Below are 19229 nucleotides of genomic sequence, written 5' to 3' on the forward strand. Positions count from 1 at the left end.
CTTAATGGGCCAGTTCGTCGACCGTCCCATCCTCCAGTGAAAAACGGCGTGAGACTTCGCGCTCGCTCCCGTCCTCTTCCGTCAGCGTCACCGTCACCGTCCACACTCCCTGCGCCCGTCCGCGAAGGTAGCGGTAGTCATAGACCGAACCGTTTCGGGTCGGCAGCGCCATGGTGTGCTCTCTGTCATCCTGCGGAAACATGTCCGAATGCCAATAGAAAACAACCTCGCGTTCCCAATCTTTACGGGGTGTTACGAATGTACACTGAATCTTTTCGACGCCGTCATCGAGCACGCTGCAGTGAACCGTGTCCCCCCGTGCCGAAAGTGTCAAAACCGACCCGACAACCGTCACAAGGCCTATACTGACGATTTTATGCATATTAAACACCCTCATTCTGTTTTTTTTTGCTAAGCAATTATAGCCTATCTCAGAAAAAGAGGGGGTGCATATGACAAAGTGCCTAGCGAAAAAAAATTTAAAAAACCCTAGATTTTTTCCTCCCTTTTTGTTACTATTGCACTTACAATACATGCAGCAGTATAAGAAATCATGAAATTCATCGATTTTCATGTTTCTTGACAGACTGTATGACGACGGTTCCCCCCAACATGTTTTACCGTCTGTGGCTGTATTGTAGAATTCCCGCCGGAAAGTAGTACTATGAAAGCAATTGGATATCTCGTTCTTATCAACAATGCTTACCCAGATACTATTGCATTCAACAAAAGAGTAGCGATGGAAGCTGCCAACCGTTTTAATCCGAATGCGATCAACTATATCGAGCGCACCTATACGGAACGCCGTTCAGCCTCTGAGCTGGCGAAAATGCTCGCCTTCGACAATAATGAGTCTCGCGAAGAGATCCTTGCCCGGGTCCGCCGCGAACTCAACGAGTACTGGGAAGGGAAAAGACTGAGCAGCTAATGCTCGTCTCCCTTGCACATCCCCTTTTTTTCTCTCCATACACCTTCTAAAAACGACACTTTTTGCTGCTTAATTCACATATTGTTCAAAGCCGTGAATAACTTGAAACAACATCACATTTTAATATTTGATTTTCTTATACTTATTCTTCGATCCTCTTTTACATGTAACAGCACTGTAGCGAAAATGTAATGGCCGTGTAATTTCGGCAACCTATACTGCTTTCCATAAAAATCCGGCAACTTCGCTGCGGCGCATCAGTGCAGCGTATCTGCCGCTATGGAGCATCCCATGCTGAATATCGAAGGCACACTGCATCAAGAGTACCCGCGTTTCTTCCACTACCCGACAGCAGTCAGGAAACCGGCCCTCTCCTTTTTGAGACTGCTGCTTCAAGAAGAGAAAATCAACCATTTTATCACCGACCACCGCAAAGTGAAAAACCTCGCATTCATCGACGCGGCGCTGGAGCATCTGAATATTTCCTATAAAACGGACCACCACCAGATCCAGAACATTCCGGCCATCGGAAAAGTGATCATCGTCGCCAACCACCCCATGGGTGCCATGGATGCCTTCACATTGATCAAAATGGTCAGCAGCATCCGCCACGACAAGAAGGTGAAGATCATCGCCAACAAGGTGCTGGCCGCCTTTGACCAGATCAGCGACCTGCTGATCGCCGTCGACACTTTTAACGGCCGCCTGACAAAAGAGAGCATGAAGAAGGTCGACGAGGCGCTGCGCAACGAAGAGGCCGTCATCTTTTTCCCCGCGGGTGAAGTCTCCCGCGCCTACCTCAACGGGATCGTCGACAGCAAATGGAAAAGCGGTTTCATGAAGTTTGCCAAACGGACGCAGAGTCCCATCCTGCCGATTCATATCAAAGCGCGCAATTCCATGCTTTTCTACGGTGCCTCCTGGCTCTACCGACCGCTTGCCACAATGCTGCTCGCCAAAGAGATGTTCTCCGCCCGCAACAGCGTCGTCGAGTTCACCGTAGGCGAAATGATCGGCATCGATACCATCAACGATATGCCGCTGAGTTACAAGCGCCACGCAAAGATGATGCGCAAGCACCTTTACAGAGTCTCCAAGGGGCGCAAACCGCTCTACCCGACCCAACAGTGCATCGCCCACCCCGAACCGCGTCACCTGATCAAAGAGGAGCTCAAGCGGGCGCAGCATATCGGTTCGACCTCGGACAACAAGCAGATCTATCTCGCCGACTTCGAAGAGGCGCCGACCCTGCTCAATGAAGTCGGCCGCCTGCGCGAATACAGTTTCCGCAAAGTCGGCGAAGGGAGCGGCCGCAAGCGCGACCTCGACCGCTACGACGAGTACTACCGCCACCTCGTGCTCTGGGACGACGACGCGCTGGAGGTCGTCGGTGCCTACCGCATTGCCGACTGCGAATGGGTGCTCTCCTGGGGCAGCAAAGACGCCCTCTATCTCAATGAACTCTGCAGCCTCGGCGAGGCGTTCGAACCCTACCTTGAGAATGCCATTGAGCTCGGACGCAGTTTCATCCAGCCCAAATACTGGGGAAGCCGCGCGCTCGATTATCTTTGGCAGGGCATCGGCGCCTACCTGAAGCACCATCCCCATATCAGGTACATGATCGGTCCCGTCAGCATCAGCGGAAGCTACCCCTCTGCCGCCAAAGAGGCGCTGGTCCACTTCTACGGGCACTACTTCGGTAGCCGGGACGCCCTGGTGACCGCACGTACCCCGTACCGGCTCTCTGCCCTTGCCCTGGAGGATGAAAAGGCGCGCTTCTGCGGCGACGACTATGCCGAAGACTTCCGCCGTCTCAAAGAGTATCTGAGGGCCTTCAACGTCACCGTACCGACGCTCTATAAACAGTATGCGGAGCTATGCGATGAGGGAGGGATCACCTTTATGGATTTCGGGATCGATGCCGAGTTCAACAACTGTATCGACAGCTATATCCTGGTCGACGTCACAAAGATCAAAGAGAGCAAACGCAAGCGCTACATTGATACGGAGTGAATGTTTCACGTGAAACATTCACTCACTTCATCGCCTCAAAAGCCTCACTGATAAAGTCCGTCCTGGAAACCAGATCGTATCGGACGCCTTCGAAGGTAAACGCCAATCTGTTGGCGTGCAGCAACAACCGTTTCGCACCGCTCTTCGCTATACGCTCCTCGTCGCTTATCCCCTTATCCAGAAAGCGGACGACATCCTCTTCATCCTGCCCATAAATGGGGTCGCCGACGATCGGATGTTTCACGTGAAACAAATGTACCCGTATCTGGTGCTGCCTGCCCGTCAGCGGTTTCGCTTCGACAAGGGTCATATCGTGCTCGGGAAAATAGCGCAGGACCTTGATGTCCGTCCGCGACGGCTTGCCCTCCACATGGACCTTGACGATCATCCTGACCAGGGCGGAGTCATCCGGCTGTCTGATCAATGGTGCCTCAATCGTCACATCTGCATCCATCTTGCCATGGACAATAGCCAGATAGCGTTTGTCCATCTCACGGTTTTCAAACATCAGTTTGAGAGTGCGTTCGCTCTCTTTGTCCTTCGCGGACAATAACAGTCCGCTCGTCTCCTGATCAATGCGGTGTGTAATGTTTGCATGCGGTCCGAAGCGGTGGCGTATTTCATCCACCATACTGTAGGGGGTGTGACGGTTCTGCGGATGCACAAGCACACCGCTCGGTTTGTCAAACAGCGCAAACCATTTCGTTTGAAAAACAGGGTCGAGGCCGCGGGAGACCGGCTCAAACATAACACACTGAAACAAACCCTCAACGTCGCCGCCGGGGTCGCGCATCAACTCACCGTTGATAAAGATACGGCCCTTCGAAATATAGCGCTGTGCATCGCGCTGGGTGAAGCCGAGTTCGCGTATTAAAAAGAGGAAAGCCTTCATGCGTTTTGGGGCAACGAAATCTTTAAGGACGAACGGCAAATTAAACCCTTTATTAGTGACGCTTGGCTATTATCTACTTTATATAAAAGCGGCATTTTAGCATAGGAACGATGTGTCTTTTCCGTCGAATCCGGCTAAAAAAAACCGCTGCAACGAGGAGCGAGAATGGTAGAACGCTATGCCAGAGAAGAAATGGCATCCAAATGGACGATGCAGGCAAAATATCAGGCCTGGCTCGATGTCGAAAAAGCGGTTGTCAAAGCCTGGAACAGACTGGGGCTCATCCCCGACGATGATGCGAAAAAAATTGTAGAGAACGCCGGCTTCAACGTCGAACGTATCGATGAGATCGAGAAGGTGACCCGCCACGACCTGATCGCCTTTACCACCTCCGTTTCGGAGACACTCGGCGACGAGAGCCGCTGGTTCCACTACGGCATGACCTCCTCCGATACGATCGACACGGCCGTAGCCCTGCAGATGAAAGACTCCCTTGCCCTGATCATCGAAGATGTCAAAATGCTCATGGAGTCCATCAAGAAACGCGCGGAAGAGCACAAGATGACCCTGATGGTCGGACGCTCCCACGGTATCCACGGCGAACCGATCACCTTCGGTCTCGTCCTGGCCGTCTGGTACGACGAAATGCACCGCCACCTCAAAAACCTCGAAGAGACGATGGAGGTCATCTCCGTCGGCCAGGTCTCCGGTGCCATGGGTAACTTCGCCCATGCCCCGCTGGAGCTCGAAGAGTACACCTGTGAAGAGCTCGGCCTCCAGCCGGCGCCCGCTTCCAACCAGGTGATCCAGCGCGACCGTTACGCCCGCCTGGCGACCTCCCTCGCCCTGATGGCGAGCAGCATCGAGAAGTTTGCCGTTCAGGTCCGCCACTGGCAGCGCACGGAAGTGTACGAAGTCGAAGAGTTCTTCGCCAAGGGGCAGAAAGGTTCATCCGCCATGCCGCACAAGCGCAACCCTATTCTGACCGAAAACATCACCGGTCTGGCACGCATGATCCGCGCCTACTCCATCCCGGCAATGGAGAACGTCTCGCTCTGGCATGAGCGCGACATCTCCCACAGCTCGACCGAGCGCTTCTGGCTGCCGGACGCTTTCATCACCTCCGACTTCATGCTGCACCGTATGAATAACGTCATCGCTAACATGGTCGTCTACCCGGAGAACATGATGAGAAACCTGAACCTCACGGGCGGCCTCGTCTTCTCCCAGCGCGTCCTGCTCGAACTCCCCAAACAGGGTGTGAGCCGCGAAGATGCCTACCGCATCGTCCAGCGCAACGCAATGAAAGTATGGGAAGGTCTGCAGCAGGGCAAACCGGCACTGAACGAGAAAGGCGAGAGCCTCTATCTGCAGTACCTGCTCGGTGACGAAGAGCTGAGAAAAAGTCTGAGCGAAGAGCAGATCCGCGAATGTTTTAACTACGATTACTATACGAAAAACGTGGATAAAATTTTTGCACGGGTCTTTAGCAAATAACAATCTAATTCGAATATAATTTCCTTATCTTCCTGGCTCTTTATTGCAAGAGGGTCGATAAGGAATCCATATAAAACAGTGTAGGAAGAGCCTTCCCCTCTTTTCTATCATTTGCATACAAAACATGAACTTTCTGTAAAGGCAAATAATGATCACGATCCTCAAACGAAACGGACGCAGAGAACCGCTTGATATCACGAAAATCCAGAAGTACACTTCCGCAGCGGTCAACGGGCTGACCAATGTTAGCCAGAGCGAACTCGAAGTCGACGCACAGATCCAGTTCCGCGACGGCACCACGTCACGGGAGATTCAGGAGACCCTGATCAAAACCGCTGTCGACAAGATCGATATCGATGCACCGAACTGGACGTTTGTCGCCGCCCGCCTGTTTCTGTTTGACCTTTACCACCGCGTCAACGGTTTTACCGGTTACTGCAAACTGGAAAAGTATTTTGAAAAAGGGGAAAAAGAGGGGCGTATCCTGCTGGGGCTTCGCAGCAAGTACGACCTCGACGACCTCGATGCCTACATCGATCCCGAGCGTGACCTGCAGTTCACCTACCTCGGTATCCGTACCCTCTACGACCGCTACCTGATCAAGGACCGCAACGGCGACCCGATCGAGCTGCCGCAGCACATGTTCATGGCCGTCTCCATGTTCCTTGCACAGAACGAGGAGAATCCGCAGGAGTGGGCGAAGAAGTTCTACGACATGATCTCCAAGTTCGAGGTCATGATGGCGACCCCTACCCTCTCCAACGCACGGACGACACGCCACCAGCTCAGCTCCTGTTATATCGGTTCGACACCGGATAACATCGAGGGGATCTTCGACAGCTATAAAGAGATGGCCCTGCTCTCCAAGTTCGGCGGCGGGATCGGCTGGGACTGGACACAGGTCCGCTCCATGGGTTCGTATATCGACGGCCACAAGAATGCCGCCGGCGGTACCGTACCGTTTCTGAAGATCACCAACGACATCGCCATCGCCGTCGACCAGCTCGGGACCCGCAAAGGGGCCATTGCCGTCTACCTGGAACCGTGGCACATGGATATCATCGACTTCCTCGACCTGAAGAAAAACTCCGGCGAAGAGCGCCGCCGCGCGCACGACCTCTTCCCGGCGCTCTGGATCAACAACCTCTTTATGAAGCGCGTCCAGGAGGACGGCATCTGGACGACGTTCGACCCGCTCGAATGCAAAGAGCTCTCCGAACTCCACGGCGAGGCGTTTGAAAAACGTTATCTTGAACTCGAGCAGGACGAGAGCGTCCTCAAAGAGCGCCACAAAGCCAAGGACCTCTGGAAACGGATCCTCACGAGCTATTTCGAAACCGGCAGCCCTTTCCTCTGTTTCAAGGACAACGCTAACAAGGCTAACCCGAACGATCACTACGGCATCATCCGCAGCTCCAACCTCTGTACGGAGATCTTCCAGAACACCCAGCCGAACCACTACCTGATCAAACTCAAGTTTGAAAACGGTGAGTGCCTCACCTACGAAGAGGATGAGCTCGTCAAGGTCGACAGCGGTATCGAGAAACCGGCCAAGAAGGTCACGGCTCTCGACAGCATCGGCGGACAGCAGATCTATATTGTCGAAAAAGAGAAGGTCGACGGCGCGACGGCGGTGTGTAACCTCGCCTCCGTCAACCTGTCACGTGTTAACACCAAAGAGGACATCGACCGCATCGTCCCGATCGCCGTCCGTGCCCTCGATAACGTTATCGACCTCAACTTCTACCCGCTGGAGAAGGTCAAACGTACAAACGCCCGCAGCCGCTCTATCGGCCTGGGCGTTATGGGTGAAGCGCAGATGCTTGCCGAGGCGGGAGTGAGCTGGGGAAGCCAGGAGCATTTCGACAAGATCGACGAAGTGATGGAAGCCGTGAGCTATAACGCCATCAAGGCGTCGTCAAACCTCTCCCTTGAAAAAGGGAGCTACCCCGAGTTCGAGGGTTCCAAATGGAGCCGCGGCATCCTGCCGATGGACCACGCCAACGCCGAAGTCCTGAACCTCGTCGACCGCGGCGGTCTCTTCGCCTCCGCCTACGACTGGGAGAGCCTGCGCGAAACGGTGAAAACACAGGGGATGCGCAACGGTTACCTGATGGCGATCGCCCCTACTTCCTCCATCTCCATCCTCACGGGTACGACGCAGACGATCGAGCCGGTCTACAAACGCAAATGGTACGAAGAGAACCTCTCTGGTCTCATCCCCGTCTGTGCACCGAACCTGAGCCCGGATACCTGGTCCTTCTACACGCCGGCCTATGACCTCGACCAGACGATCCTCGTCAAAGCAGCCTCCATTCGCCAGAAGTGGATCGACCAGGGGCAGAGTCTCAACATCTTCATCACCCTCGACAAAGCGAGCGGAAAGTACCTCAACGAAATCTACATGCTCGCATGGCGCCTTGGGATCAAGTCCACCTACTATCTGCGCTCACAATCGCCGGAAGCGACGAACGACGTCGAAGACCGCTCCATGGAATGCGTGGGCTGTCAGTGAAACCACTGTCGACGGCTTCAGCCGCCTCGCAACTGCTGGAGCGCATCGTAAACGGCGAAGGGGCGATGTTGCGCTCCCTCGCCTTGAACGGCCCCACCACAGCCACCCTCACCCTCTCCGTCCAGGACAAACACCGTGGTTATGACTGGATCGATATCAGCTTTGAAATGAGCGGCATGAACGATGCCAGACTCGTCGACGACAAACAGCTGGACTTTATCGATACGGATGAAGGTATCACGGTCGTGTTAGAAGATGGTCAGTGGGGATTGGCCGTGGGCCGTTATGCGGGTCTGGGAGCGCTCAAGAGCGCTCCCCTTTATGTTATCGGCGCCTCTTTGAAATATGAAGAGGCACCCTTCAGCGGGTGATCAGGAGATCACCTTCTCTTCATGACGGCGCCCTTCCCGGCTCCGTTTGACTTCACAGCCTTTAAGTCTGCTGGTCATTTCCTTGGCCTCGCGCTCGGTGATCTCACGGGCTTTGAGTGCATCCTTGATGACGTTGGCGTTCAGATAGACATGCGTCATTTTCGTCTCTCCTCTCTTTGCAGTACGTGACATGTCAATGAGGGTTATCGAGTGTCCCTGTCAGGTTCACAACACGGCACATCTCCGGCGGGAAACAGTTTCATACCATTTGAGACGTCAAAACAGTGTCGAATTGTGGAAGCATTTTTTTCAGCCGAATCTTAATGGTATAACGGATAAGGTAATAAAAAGATAACGTGTAACAATTAGTTACTGTTTAGTTTCACTCTAATCCTGTTTCAAGACGGGTTATCAGGGTCGTGCAGCAGGTTTCGATCATCGTAAAGACTTTTTCGAACCCTTCGAAGCCGGGAAAGAAATAGGGATCCGGCACGTCTTCACCGCCGTAACCGAAATCGCCCAGTTTGTAGACGTTAGCCATGCCCATGCGTTTGAGATCGGCAACGTTCTTCGCATCCAGACCGACGATAACGTCAAAACGCTCCCTGTCTGCTGGGCTCACCTGCCGGGCACGGTAGGCGGCGATGTCCAGGCCGTGCCCCTCCGCCACACGGACCGAGTGGTCGCAGGGGGGGTCACCGATATGCCACGAACCCGTGCCGGCGGAATCGATCCGCAGCGCCATGCCCTTCGCTTCCGCCTGCGAGCGCAGGATCGCCTCGGCCAGCGGGGAGCGGCAGATGTTGCCGAGACAGACAAACAGGACCGAACGCACCGTTAGCCGTTCGTATAGAGGTAACGTTTGATCTTCTTCGTCGGCGTTTTAACGAAGGGTTCGCGCTGCTCGATCACCCGTGCGATACGGGAGAACTTGGAGACGCTTTCGTTTGTCTCCGTTTTGATGCGCTCGAGCAGTTTTTCGATCTCAATGTGCTGTTCCGTCTCGGAGAGCTTCGTGATGTCCATATGTTCGTCGAGCATTTCGTAATTGAGATGAATCCGTGCCACCAGCTGCTTTTCGACCTCGTAGACAAGCGCATCCTCTACCAGCTCGTCCTCCATGATCTTCGCCTCGAGCTGCTCGGGATAGATATTTTCGCCGCTGGGACCGAGTATGACGTTTTTGGAGCGTCCGCTGAGGAAAAGATAGCCCTCCGCATCGATATAGCCGAGGTCCTCCGTATTGAACCAGCCGTCTTCGTGCAGCACCTCTGCGCTCTTCTCCGGGTCCTTGTAATAGCCGAGCATCACGTTCGGCCCCTTTGCCCAGACCGTCCCGACTCCCTTTTCGTCCGGGTCGGCGATGCGCAGCTCGACCGAGGAGATCGCCGGACCGATCGCCCCTACTTTCGTCTTAAAAGGCGCGCCGGCCGCCAGCAGCGGCGCCGTCTCCGTCAGGCCGTAACCGATGGCATACGGGAAGCCCGCGTCATCCAGGAAGTGCTCCACCATCGGTGAAAGCGGCGCCCCGCCTATTCCGAAGATGCGCAGCTCGCCGCCGAAGGTCTGCAGGAGCTTTTTGCCGGCGATCTTATGCAGCGCCTTCCGGATGAACGGTACGGCATAGAGGGCCCGCATGAGCGCGTTTTTGTGAAAGTTCGACAGAATGCGGTTCTTGAAGATCTTCTCGATCACCAGCGGTACGGAGAGGATGACCGTCGGTTTGACCAGGGCCATCGCGTCGATGAGGATCTTTGGCGTCGGGACCTTGGAGAGGTAGTAGACGCTGGCACCGTTGACAATGGGGAGCAGAAAGCCGACGGAACACTCATAGGTATGCGCCAGCGGCAGGATGGAGAGGAACCGGTCCTCCGCTACCAATTCAACCACGCATTGCGCAACGAGCGCCTCGAACGTCAGGGCGCGGTGCGTCAGCATCACCCCTTTACTGCTACCCGTCGTACCGGAAGTATAGATAATCGCTGCCAGATCGTCCTCAGAGGGCCTGTAATGCACGTCAGCGTGTTTAGAGCCCTTTACCCCCTCCTTAACCTTCTGAAGGATCGTAGGGCTTCGTTTGGCAAAGGTGGGATCATCGCTGAGATCCTCGGTCAGCACCAGCATCACCAGCGAGGAGAGTATCCCCTCGTCGAGCGCCTCGCGCTTCTTGGCCGATGCAAAGACCGCCTTGCTCTGAGAATGAGTGATGATATGGCGCACTTCGTTGTCGTGGAAATCCGGGAGGATCGGGACGATGACAGCCCCCATCGTCGTGACGGCGAAATAGACGACCCCCCAGTTTGGCATGTTTTCACTGCAAAGCGCGACGCGGTCACCGATACCGATGCCCGCATCGGCCAGGCGCGTCTTCAGCGCGGCGACCGCTTCCCCGAATTCGGCATAGCTCAGGGCCACGCTCTCATCGACGTTGCGCAGGACGGGCCGCTCGGCGTATTCCGTGACCGAACGCTCCAGCAGTGCACTGAGCGTCAACTCCGGCAGCGTGATCTTGAAACGCGGGTCGCTGTTGTGGCGGAAACGCACGCGGATGACGTCCGCGAGCCCCTGGTGCCCCTTCCCTTCGTCCAGCTCGATGCTGCATGCTTCGAGCTCCTCGCAGTCGAACCAGGGGCGTTTGAGCTTTTCGAAGCTCTTCAGATCATACAGCAGCTCAGGCGCCTTCGGACCGCCGGAGTCGCGCTCGATCTGCGACGTCGCGAAGAACTCGCCGGCGAACAGGCCGTCCTCTTTGACGGCGGCGAGCGCCTTGACGAAGACCGCCGTGCGCAGCGGCTCCTCGAGGTGAAGGTACGAACAGAGCACCGCATCGTAGCGCCCCTCCGGCTCCCAGTGCGCCAGATCCATGTGCGAGACCTCGACGTTCACTCCCCTGCTCTTCGCCATCTCCTGCAGCTTTTGCAGTCCGACTTCGGACGCATCGATGGCGTGGGCTTCAAAGCCCCGCTCCGCCGCGTAACAGGCATTTCTGCCCTCCCCCTCGCCGAGGAAAAGGATCCGCGCGCCCTGAGGGAGCGAATCCATCACCTCTTTGAGGTAGGCATTGGGCTGGGTGCCGTACAGATACCCCTCCCGTGAAAATTTCTCATTCCATACTTTGCCGATCTTCATTTCTGAACCCCGTCAAGCACCGGTACAAACGAACACACTTCAAGCTCCTCTTCAATAAGCTGATCGCCTATTTTAACATAGCGCACGATGACCTGACCCCCATCGCGCGTCATCGGAGCGACCAGCACGCCGCGGGGAGCCAGCTGATCGATGATCGCCTGGGGGATATGCTCCGCGGAAGCGGAAAAGAGAATGCGGTCAAAGGGGGCGTAGGTGCTCCAGCCCAGCTGACCGTCGTCTGTGCGGGTGTGGATGTTCGTGATCCCCTCCTCCCGGAAACGCTTTTTCGCCTCGCGCATCAGGGGCTCGATCCGTTCGATCGTAAAGACCCCGCGGAAAAGCTGTGACAGGACCGCCGCCTGGTACCCGCTGCCGCAGCCTATTTCCAGGACCCTGTCGGCACCGTTGCACTGCAGGTACTCGGTCATCTTCGCCACCGTCAGCGGGGAACTGATCCACTGCGCCGCTCCGATGGGCAGGGCATCGAGCTTGAAAGCGTGCTGTTTGAAGCCGTTGGGCACATAGACTTCGCGATTCGTCGACGCGATGGCGTCAAAAACGGTGTCACTGATCTCGAGGCGCTCACGGATCGCCTCGGCCAGTTTTTTGTTTCGCATCACTGCAATGGCATTCATTATCGTATTCCCGTATCAAGATAGCGGCGCATCTTTTTCACTTCGCCAGGCTCAAACGGCTGCACCAGCAGGGCGTCTGTGCCGTTTCGCACACATTCACCGAAGGGGGTGATGATGCCGCTCTGGCCCGTCGTATCGCGGTTGGCGGTGTCGCTTTGCAGCACGTAGCACTCGTTGGCGACGGCCAGCGCCTGTCCGAGGATGTCGTAGTGCGCGGCGCGGAGCCGTCCCCACTGCGCCGGCACGCAGATGATCTCCGCACCGCGCAGCTGCTCCCACAATGCCGTAAAACGCAGCTCGAAGCAGACCAGGATGCCGATGCGGATACCCTCCACCTCGAAGGGAACGATCGCTTCGGTGCCGCCGGCCGTGAACCACTGCTCCTCCTCCCCGATGCTGAAGAGTTTCGCCTTCGCCTGCTCGCGCAGCAGCGCGCCATCGTGATAGACCCGGGCGACGTTGAAGACCCCCTCCTCTTTCCGAACGATCATCGTCAGAAGGAGCGTACGACCCCGGCTCGCCTTTTCCAGCTCCGGCCCGGCGATCACCGCGAAGTCCGCCGCCGCGTCAAAGCTGTCGTAGTCGAAATTGGTCAGACAGACCTCCGGTGCCAGGACAATGGCGTTTTCGGGCGTTTCGGCGATCAGGGAGAGTAGAACGGCAAGGTTTTCATCGTAGGTGCGTCCCTGCGTCCCGAAAGTGAGGGAGCAGAGCGGACGCGTCTTAGAAGTCGTCAAAGCTGAGGCTGCCTTTGGAGTAGTTCGTGACGTTGCCCTCGAAGAAGTTCGTTTTCTGGTCGTTGAACTTCGAGAAGTCATCCACCCACTTGATGGGGTGCGAAACGTTGTAAAGCTTCTCGAACCCGACCTTGCTGAGACGCTCATCGGCGAGGTACTGGATATACTGCTCGACAATGCCGTCGGTGAGACCGAGAATCTGCCCCTGGGTGATGTATTTGCCCCATGCCGTCTCCAGTTCGACGGCTTTTTTGAACATCTCGTAGACTTCCGCTTTGAGGTCTTCGGTAAAGAGGTCCGGACGTTCGCGCTTGAGCGTGTTGATAAGGTTCTGGAAGAGCACCAGGTGCGTCACTTCGTCGCGCTGGATAAAGCGGATCATCTGCGCCGACCCCAGCATCTTGCCCGAACGCGCCAGGGTGTAGATGTAGGTAAAGCCGCTGTAGAAATAGATCCCCTCGAGAATCTGGTTCGCGAAACAGGCGAGAACGAAGTTGCGTTCCGTCGGGTCCAGTGCCAGACGCTGGTAAATGGCGGCGATCGCATCGTTTTTCGACTTGAGCATCATATCGCGGCGCCACAGTTCGTAGATCTCCGCGCTGTTTTTCGAGATGGAGTCGACCATAACCGCGTAGCTCTGCGAATGCAGCGCCTCTTCGAAGGACTGGCGCACGAGGATCAGGTTGACTTCCGGAGCGGTCACGTAGGGGTTGACGTTGTCGATCAGGTTGTTCGTCTGCAGGGAGTCCATGAAGATCAGCTGCGACAGCGCCTTGTCGTAGGCCGTCTTCTCCGCATCGGTCAGATTCTTGTAATCGATGGCGTCACGCGTCATATCGACCTCTTTGGGAAACCATGTATTGTTGAGCATCATCTCCCAAAGGTTGTACGCCCACTGGTATTTGATATTGTTGAGCTCGAAAATACCCGTAGGATTACCCCCGAAAATACGGCGGTCATTGACGTGTTCGTGTGAATCCGGATTATAGATCTGTTTGCGCTGCATGCTGCTGATTCCTCGTCATTGTTAAGTGAATGATTATGGCGAAAGTGAGGTTTGAAATGCTTTAAAACAGTGGAGATTGCGCGGAAAAAATCGAGGGGTGCCCGGAAGCGTGACTCCCGGGCGAAAGTATGGAAAAACGGTTATTTTTTGCTGCGGTCGTTGCGCTTGCGCTCGTTTTCCGTCAGGTAGCGCTTGCGGATACGGACATTCTCCGGCGTGACTTCGAGCAGCTCGTCGTCTTCGATCCACTCCAGCGCTTTTTCGAGGTTCATATCGCGCGGCGGAACGAGCTTGATCGCCTCATCCGCACCGGATGAACGGACGTTTGACTGCGCCTTGCCCTTGATCGGGTTGACGGTAAGGTCGTTGGAACGGGCGTGCTCGCCGATAATCATCCCTTCGTATACCTTGTCCTGCGGTTCGATGAACAGGACGCCGCGGTCCTGGAGGTTAAAGAGCGAATAGGCCATCGCTGCACCGCCCTCCATGGAGATCAGCGCACCGTACTGGCGGCTTTCGACCGTACCGGAGTACGGGCGGAATTCGAGGAAAGAGTGGTTCATAACCCCCTCCCCTTTCGTATCGGTGAGGAACATACCGCGGAAACCGATCAGGCCGCGTGCAGGGATCTCGAACTCGATACGCGTATAGCCCTCACCCATCGGCACCATCGACTTCATCTCCGCCTTGCGTTTACCGAGGCGCTCGATGATCGTACCGGAGAAGTCGTCCGGCGTATCGATGACGAGGTGCTCGAACGGCTCGCACTTGACCCCTTCGATCTCTTTGACGATGACTTCCGGACGGCCGATACCGAACTCGTACCCTTCGCGGCGCATGTTCTCCGCCAGGACGGTGATCTGCAGTTCGCCGCGGCCGGAAACCTTGAACTTCCCTTCGCCGATCGTCTCAAGGCGCATGGCGACGTTCGTCTGCATCTCCGCCTCGAGGCGGTCTTTGATCTTGTTGGAAGTGACGTGTTTACCCTCGGTACCCGCCAGCGGCGAGTCGTTGACGGAGAAGACGACGGAGAGGGTCGGCTCTTCGATGTGCATCGGGTCCAGCGGCATCGGGTTCGCCGGGTCGACGACGGAGTCACCGACATCGACGGTCTCGAAACCGGCAAAGGCGATAATATCGCCCGCTTCCGCCTGATCGATCTCCATACGGTTGAGGCCGTGGAAACCGATCAGTTTGCTCAGACGTCCTTTGACCATCTCGCCGTCGGCTTTGGCCAGCATGACGCTGTCGCCCTTCTTGATGGTGCCGTTGAAGATACGCGCGATGCCGATCTTACCAACGTAGTTATCGTAGTCCAGGGTAAAGACCTGCGCCTGCGCCGGGTTGCCCGCGTCGCCTTCCGGCTCGGGGATCTCGTTGACGATCGCTTCGAAGAGACACTCGAAGTTGCCGTCCTCGTCGCCCATGTCCATCTTCGCGATGCCGTCGCGCGCTGCGGCATAAACGATCGGGAACTCCAGCTGCTCTTCGCTGGCGTCCATCGCGACGAAGAGGTCGAATACTTCGTCGACGACGCGGTCAGGTTCTGCTGCCGGCTTATCGATCTTGTTGATGACAACGATGGGCTTCTTGCCCAGGGCGATCATCTTCTTGACGACGAATTTCGTCTGCGGCATGACACCTTCGTAGGCGTCGACGAGCAGCAGAACGCCGTCGACCATTTTCAGGACACGCTCAACCTCGCCGCCGAAGTCGGCGTGGCCCGGGGTGTCGATGATATTGATCTTGTGATCTTTGTAGCGGATCGCCGTGTTTTTGGAGAGGATGGTGATCCCGCGCTCTTTTTCGAGGGCATTGGAGTCCATCGCACGTTCATCGACATGCTCGTGGGACGTAAAAGTGCCCGACTGGCCCAAAAGTCCATCGACCAGCGTCGTTTTACCGTGGTCGACGTGCGCGATGACGGCAATGTTTCTGATTTTTTGCAAGGGGGTTCCTTCATGAGGCGACTGCGCCCATTAAAATTTTTCGCGATTATACCGAAAAAGGAGTTAGAAAGGGGTGTGGCCGTTTAGATACGGCCGTAGAGTTCGTTGTAGAGCTTCATCGCGAAACGGTCGCTCATCGAGGCAATATAGTCGGCAACGACCCTGTGGTGGGCCCGGGAGTCGGTCTGCGCGAAAAAATACTCGGGCATCATCTTCGGCTCCGCCGTCAATGCCGCATAGAGCCCCCGGATCGCCTGTTTGCCCGCAAACATGTGGCGCAGGATTTTTTTGTGCTGGTAGAGATCGCGGTAGAGCAGCTTTTTGAGCTTCTTGATCTCCGTCTCCAGCGCCGGTTCAAACCCGATCGGCAGCGGTTCGGAAGAGGGGAGGTGCTCCGGGGCCGCCGCCGCGACCCGTGGCTGCGAATAAGCGAGCATCGAATAGACGAGATGATTGATGAAGTGGGAGCTGAAGCGGTAGCGGAACATCTCGTCGTCACGCTCGTCGATCCCCTCGTCATAGACCTTCTGCAGGATTTCGGCGATCAGGGGATTGCCCCGGAGGGTGTCAAAGGAGATCAGCCCCGAGTGGACCCCGTCGTCGATGTCATGGCTCATATAGGCGATCTCATCGGCCCGGTCGACGATCATTGCCTCGACGGAGGGGTGCATCGTGAGATCGAACGCCGTGTCGATCCATTCGGGAAGAAAAGCTTTCTTGTAGGGGTAGGAGTGCTTGAGAATACCCTCCAGGGTCGCAAAGGTGAGGTTGAGGCCGTCGAAGGTCCTGTAGCGCTTCTCCAGCGCCGTCACCACCCGGAAGCTCTGGAAATTGTGCTCGAACCCGTTCGCGTGGCCGTCTTTCTTGAGGCACTCGTCGAGGGTGTCGCCGCCGACATGGCCGAAGGGAGTGTGGCCCAGGTCGTGGGCGAGGGCGATCGCTTCGGCGAGCGGTTCACGCAGGCCGAGCTCCGCCGCGATCGAACGGGCAATCTGGCTCACTTCGAGCGAATGGGTGAGGCGGGTACGGAAAAAATCCCCCTCCTGGTTCAGGAAAACCTGGGTCTTGTACTCCAGCTTGCGGAAGCTGCCCGAATGGATAATGCGGTCGCGGTCACGGGCATAGGGGGCGCGGAAATCGTCCTGAATACCGTGGAATCGCGCGTCGGGTCTCATTCGGTAATCTTGTAACCCTTCTCTTCGAGGCACTTGATGCATTCAGGCTCGACGTCTCTCGGGAAAGCCGCCTTGGCTGCCGCTTCATCCTCGGCCGGACCGTAGAAACGGCACTCCTGCATATCCTGATGGATCTGCTCCTGCGAGTACCCCTCCGGACACATCATTCCGCCGACACGGATATTCTTGGTCGAACAGCCCGCCAGGCCGATCAGCAGCGCCAGCGCGGCAATGGCAATACGCATCATATCTCCCTCTTGTAATCTTCAAATTCAAGTTTCCAGACCTTGATCCCGCAGAAGTGGTCCCCCTCCGGGCAGGTCGGCCGTATTTTCATCGCGAAGCGCGTCGCGCAGGGCGGCAGCAGCTCCTCGGCTCCCGGCACGCCCATGGCGCGCAGCTGTTTCACCTGGCCGTAGACGATATCGAAGATCTCCTCCTGCGCGTTGTAGCAGAGCCGCATCTGCGCCTTGTGGTGGAAGGAGGTGAATTCGTCCCGCTCCACCAGTTCGATCTCGTGGGCGTTGCTGAGCGCGTAGGCCGCCTCGCCGAACCCGAGCAGCTCGCGCTGGGCTTCGAAAAAGTCGTAGCTCCGCGCGATCGCCCGCTCGTAGATGGCGAGCGCTTCTGGGTTTTTCGAAATGATCGGCGGGGTATAGGCGTTCCGGGCGTAGATCGATTCCAGGGCAGGGCGCACGGCCGGAGAACGGCGATGGCGCTGGTTCTGCGCATCGGCCGAGAGCGAGAGGCGGGTATAGGTGGAGAACCCGCCGAGCACGCCGCTGTCGGGCAGCATCTGCGAGAAACGCAGGACGTCCGCGTAGTTTTCGTTGACGTCGAAGGCCGCGTCGCCGACGACGTCGTACACCTTGACGGCTTCATCCCCCACGCCGATTTTGGCTTTGTGCGCCGCCATATCGAAGGCCGGGAAGACCGGGGCGGCCTCCTTGGCATGTTCCACCAGCGGCGCCAGCGACGCATCCACCTTCACGAGCGCCTCCGCGATGATCGCGGCGAACTCCTCCGCCTCAGCGCGGCACTCAGGCATCGCTTTGGCCACGGCGATGTAGCGCAGAAGGGTGATGATGTTGACGGTGTGGTAAAGATAGGCGCTCATTCCGCCGGGCAGAACGTACCGGGCCATCTCCTGCGCCTTTTTGCGGCTGTCTTTCCTTCGGAACTTCGGCACGACCGCCTCGACGTCGGGGAGCAGCACTTCGATGAGCTGCTCGTAATCGTCAAAACAGTGCTGGTAGTACGTTTCCCAATCGCTGCGTTCTCCCGCCGCGGGATAGACGAAGTTCTCGATCTTCATTTTCGCGTAGCGCTGGGAGACCTGTTCGGAGTTGTAATAGGGGTGCGCGTGCAGCAGCCGCCAGATCAGGTGACGGCTCATACCCGAGATGAGCATCGTGACATGCGTATGCATCAGCGTCGTGTGGTGCCCGCCTTTGAAGATCCCCTGGAGCAGGTCATCTTTTCTGCTCCAGGAGGCGCTGGCGTCGGGGGTGACGATGCCGTTGGGGAAATAACAGGTCCGCGCGGCGGAAACCGCTACGTTCGAGGGGGTATCGACTTCGAGGAATTCAACCTGCATCCTGACGCTCCGCAAATGACAAATTGGGGTATTGTACCATCGGTACTTGAAAGCAACGGCGGCGGCGAAAAAATGCCGCTTCCCTTTCAGCTCGGCCGCTTATCTGCCGCGTTCCCCGAAAAAACTGACGGCAACGTAGATAATGCCGAAAATCACCGGCGCGACGATCAACCAGGTCATGGGATCCTCGTACAAAACGGCGTAATCCTTGATCCACTCCATCATCTTGTCTCCTTTTTCGCGAGTCTGACCCGCTGGGCATGGGTAATGGCCACCGCGATGGCATCCGTGATGTCGAGCGGTTTGATCTCCCGGGTGATGCCCAGCAGCCGTTTCACCATGAAAGCGACCTGCTCCTTGGCCGCTTTGGCTTTGCCCGTCAGCGCTTTTTTCACCTGCAGAGGAGTATATTCGTCAAACTGTCCGAACTCCTGTAACAATTTTAACGTAATCGCGCCGCGGAACTGTGCCAATTTTATCACCGTTTTCGGATTGTGCGCATAAAAGATATCTTCCATCGCCACTTCGTCGATCTGGTGCGCCCTGAAAAGCTGCTCAAGCGCCTCCACCATCTGGGGGATCTGCAGCTGCAGCGCTTCGGGTTTCATTTTGATCAGGCCCGCCTCGATCAGCCGCATCTTTGCGCCGTCGAGTTCGAGCAATGCGTATCCGCAGTTGCGCGTCCCCGGGTCGATTCCAAGAATTACCACGTATTTTCCCCCTGTGAAAAAAGTTATTCACCTGTGAATGTTTTTTAAAAAGCCCCGTGTTTACGCCGCTTGAAA

Annotated in this window: 19 protein-coding genes; 5 read left to right on the top strand and 14 right to left on the bottom strand. The window is 56.4% G+C overall.

The window, feature by feature from the left end:
- Nucleotide 1: 1 nt before the first annotated feature.
- Complete coding sequence (locus LOH54_RS12820; RefSeq protein ID WP_231019506.1) at nt 2-382, bottom strand: hypothetical protein; 381 nt, start codon at nt 380-382, stop codon at nt 2-4.
- 357 nt (nt 383-739) lie between these two features.
- Here LOH54_RS12820 and LOH54_RS12825 point away from each other — a divergent pair, with 357 nt between their 5' ends.
- Both LOH54_RS12825 and olsF read left to right on the top strand, forming a co-directional pair.
- A complete protein-coding gene (locus tag LOH54_RS12825; protein WP_231019507.1) occupies nt 740-928 on the top strand; it encodes a hypothetical protein in 189 nt (62 codons plus the stop codon).
- A gap of 291 nt (nt 929-1219) precedes the next feature.
- The gene (olsF, locus tag LOH54_RS12830) at nt 1220-2941 is read left to right on the top strand and encodes a bifunctional ornithine lipid synthase OlsF (RefSeq protein WP_231019508.1); all 1722 of its coding nucleotides are present in this window, start codon (nt 1220-1222) and stop codon (nt 2939-2941) included.
- Between the two features lie 22 nt (nt 2942-2963).
- On the opposite strand, the gene LOH54_RS12835 is transcribed toward olsF, so the two are convergent.
- Nucleotides 2964-3872 carry an RluA family pseudouridine synthase gene (locus LOH54_RS12835; protein WP_231019509.1) on the bottom strand — a complete coding sequence of 303 codons (909 nt, stop codon included), beginning with the start codon at nt 3870-3872 and terminating at the stop codon, nt 2964-2966.
- Between the two features lie 126 nt (nt 3873-3998).
- Here LOH54_RS12835 and purB point away from each other — a divergent pair, with 126 nt between their 5' ends.
- The 3 genes from purB (at nt 3999) to LOH54_RS12850 (ending at nt 8216) form a co-directional block, all read left to right on the top strand.
- Entirely contained in the window at nt 3999-5330 is a 1332-nt protein-coding gene (gene purB, locus LOH54_RS12840) for an adenylosuccinate lyase (RefSeq protein ID WP_231019510.1), read from the top strand.
- 148 nt (nt 5331-5478) lie between these two features.
- Nucleotides 5479-7845 carry a ribonucleoside-diphosphate reductase subunit alpha gene (locus tag LOH54_RS12845; RefSeq protein ID WP_231019512.1) on the top strand — a complete coding sequence of 789 codons (2367 nt, stop codon included), beginning with the start codon at nt 5479-5481 and terminating at the stop codon, nt 7843-7845.
- Nucleotides 7842-8216: a hypothetical protein gene (locus LOH54_RS12850; protein ID WP_231019514.1), complete on the top strand. Its 375-nt coding sequence runs from the start codon at nt 7842-7844 to the stop codon at nt 8214-8216. The genes LOH54_RS12845 and LOH54_RS12850 overlap by 4 nt, the downstream gene beginning before the upstream one ends.
- Here LOH54_RS12850 and LOH54_RS12855 read toward each other — a convergent pair whose 3' ends face one another.
- The 12 genes from LOH54_RS12855 to ruvC all read right to left on the bottom strand — a co-directional run bounded on the left by LOH54_RS12855 (nt 8217) and on the right by ruvC (nt 19154).
- Nucleotides 8217-8375, bottom strand: a complete 159-nt coding sequence (locus LOH54_RS12855; RefSeq protein WP_231019515.1) for a hypothetical protein — start codon at nt 8373-8375, stop codon at nt 8217-8219.
- Between the two features lie 223 nt (nt 8376-8598).
- Nucleotides 8599-9051: a low molecular weight protein-tyrosine-phosphatase gene (locus tag LOH54_RS12860; protein WP_231019516.1), complete on the bottom strand. Its 453-nt coding sequence runs from the start codon at nt 9049-9051 to the stop codon at nt 8599-8601.
- 2 nt (nt 9052-9053) lie between these two features.
- The gene (locus LOH54_RS12865) at nt 9054-11345 is read right to left on the bottom strand and encodes an AMP-binding protein (RefSeq protein ID WP_231019517.1); all 2292 of its coding nucleotides are present in this window, start codon (nt 11343-11345) and stop codon (nt 9054-9056) included.
- Nucleotides 11342-11980 (bottom strand): protein-L-isoaspartate(D-aspartate) O-methyltransferase, encoded by a 639-nt coding sequence (locus LOH54_RS12870; protein ID WP_231019518.1) that lies wholly within the window; start codon nt 11978-11980, stop codon nt 11342-11344. The genes LOH54_RS12865 and LOH54_RS12870 overlap by 4 nt, the downstream gene beginning before the upstream one ends.
- Entirely contained in the window at nt 11980-12717 is a 738-nt protein-coding gene (locus tag LOH54_RS12875) for a carbon-nitrogen hydrolase family protein (RefSeq protein WP_231019519.1), read from the bottom strand. The genes LOH54_RS12870 and LOH54_RS12875 overlap by 1 nt, the downstream gene beginning before the upstream one ends.
- Nucleotides 12704-13723: a ribonucleotide-diphosphate reductase subunit beta gene (locus LOH54_RS12880; RefSeq protein WP_231019520.1), complete on the bottom strand. Its 1020-nt coding sequence runs from the start codon at nt 13721-13723 to the stop codon at nt 12704-12706. Before LOH54_RS12880 ends, LOH54_RS12875 begins: the two co-directional genes overlap by 14 nt.
- Nucleotides 13724-13863: 140 nt before the next feature.
- Nucleotides 13864-15672: a translational GTPase TypA gene (gene typA / locus LOH54_RS12885; protein ID WP_231019521.1), complete on the bottom strand. Its 1809-nt coding sequence runs from the start codon at nt 15670-15672 to the stop codon at nt 13864-13866.
- An 83-nt stretch (nt 15673-15755) separates the two neighbouring features.
- Complete coding sequence (locus tag LOH54_RS12890; protein ID WP_231019522.1) at nt 15756-16847, bottom strand: deoxyguanosinetriphosphate triphosphohydrolase family protein; 1092 nt, start codon at nt 16845-16847, stop codon at nt 15756-15758.
- Nucleotides 16844-17092 (bottom strand): hypothetical protein, encoded by a 249-nt coding sequence (locus tag LOH54_RS12895; protein ID WP_231019523.1) that lies wholly within the window; start codon nt 17090-17092, stop codon nt 16844-16846. Before LOH54_RS12895 ends, LOH54_RS12890 begins: the two co-directional genes overlap by 4 nt.
- Nucleotides 17092-18444, bottom strand: coding sequence for an FAD-dependent thymidylate synthase (locus LOH54_RS12900; protein WP_231019524.1), 1353 nt, complete (start codon nt 18442-18444; stop codon nt 17092-17094). The genes LOH54_RS12895 and LOH54_RS12900 overlap by 1 nt, the downstream gene beginning before the upstream one ends.
- Before the next feature lie 99 nt (nt 18445-18543).
- On the bottom strand, nt 18544-18669 hold the full coding sequence (locus LOH54_RS12940) for a hypothetical protein (protein ID WP_255707353.1): 126 nt from the start codon (nt 18667-18669) through the stop codon (nt 18544-18546).
- Nucleotides 18666-19154, bottom strand: coding sequence for a crossover junction endodeoxyribonuclease RuvC (gene ruvC / locus LOH54_RS12905; protein WP_231019525.1), 489 nt, complete (start codon nt 19152-19154; stop codon nt 18666-18668). The genes LOH54_RS12940 and ruvC overlap by 4 nt, the downstream gene beginning before the upstream one ends.
- Nucleotides 19155-19229 lie beyond the last annotated feature (75 nt).

The organism is Sulfurimonas sp. HSL-3221, assembly GCF_021044585.1.
GTDB lineage: Bacteria > Campylobacterota > Campylobacteria > Campylobacterales > Sulfurimonadaceae > Thiomicrolovo > Thiomicrolovo sulfuroxydans.

What these genes read in the sequence shown, in the direction of transcription:
- LOH54_RS12880 (WP_231019520.1), bottom strand. Translation starts at nt 13,723, where the DNA reads ATGCAGCGCAAACAGATCTATAATCCGGATTCACACGAACACGTCAAT.
- LOH54_RS12845 (WP_231019512.1), top strand. Translation starts at nt 5,479, where the DNA reads ATGATCACGATCCTCAAACGAAACGGACGCAGAGAACCGCTTGATATC.
- LOH54_RS12855 (WP_231019515.1), bottom strand. Translation starts at nt 8,375, where the DNA reads ATGACGCATGTCTATCTGAACGCCAACGTCATCAAGGATGCACTCAAA.
- LOH54_RS12865 (WP_231019517.1), bottom strand. Translation starts at nt 11,345, where the DNA reads ATGAAGATCGGCAAAGTATGGAATGAGAAATTTTCACGGGAGGGGTAT.
- purB (WP_231019510.1), top strand. Translation starts at nt 3,999, where the DNA reads ATGGTAGAACGCTATGCCAGAGAAGAAATGGCATCCAAATGGACGATG.
- LOH54_RS12825 (WP_231019507.1), top strand. Translation starts at nt 740, where the DNA reads ATGGAAGCTGCCAACCGTTTTAATCCGAATGCGATCAACTATATCGAG.
- LOH54_RS12900 (WP_231019524.1), bottom strand. Translation starts at nt 18,444, where the DNA reads ATGCAGGTTGAATTCCTCGAAGTCGATACCCCCTCGAACGTAGCGGTT.
- olsF (WP_231019508.1), top strand. Translation starts at nt 1,220, where the DNA reads ATGCTGAATATCGAAGGCACACTGCATCAAGAGTACCCGCGTTTCTTC.
- LOH54_RS12820 (WP_231019506.1), bottom strand. Translation starts at nt 382, where the DNA reads ATGCATAAAATCGTCAGTATAGGCCTTGTGACGGTTGTCGGGTCGGTT.
- LOH54_RS12940 (WP_255707353.1), bottom strand. Translation starts at nt 18,669, where the DNA reads ATGATGGAGTGGATCAAGGATTACGCCGTTTTGTACGAGGATCCCATG.
- LOH54_RS12870 (WP_231019518.1), bottom strand. Translation starts at nt 11,980, where the DNA reads ATGAATGCCATTGCAGTGATGCGAAACAAAAAACTGGCCGAGGCGATC.
- LOH54_RS12890 (WP_231019522.1), bottom strand. Translation starts at nt 16,847, where the DNA reads ATGAGACCCGACGCGCGATTCCACGGTATTCAGGACGATTTCCGCGCC.
- LOH54_RS12895 (WP_231019523.1), bottom strand. Translation starts at nt 17,092, where the DNA reads ATGCGTATTGCCATTGCCGCGCTGGCGCTGCTGATCGGCCTGGCGGGC.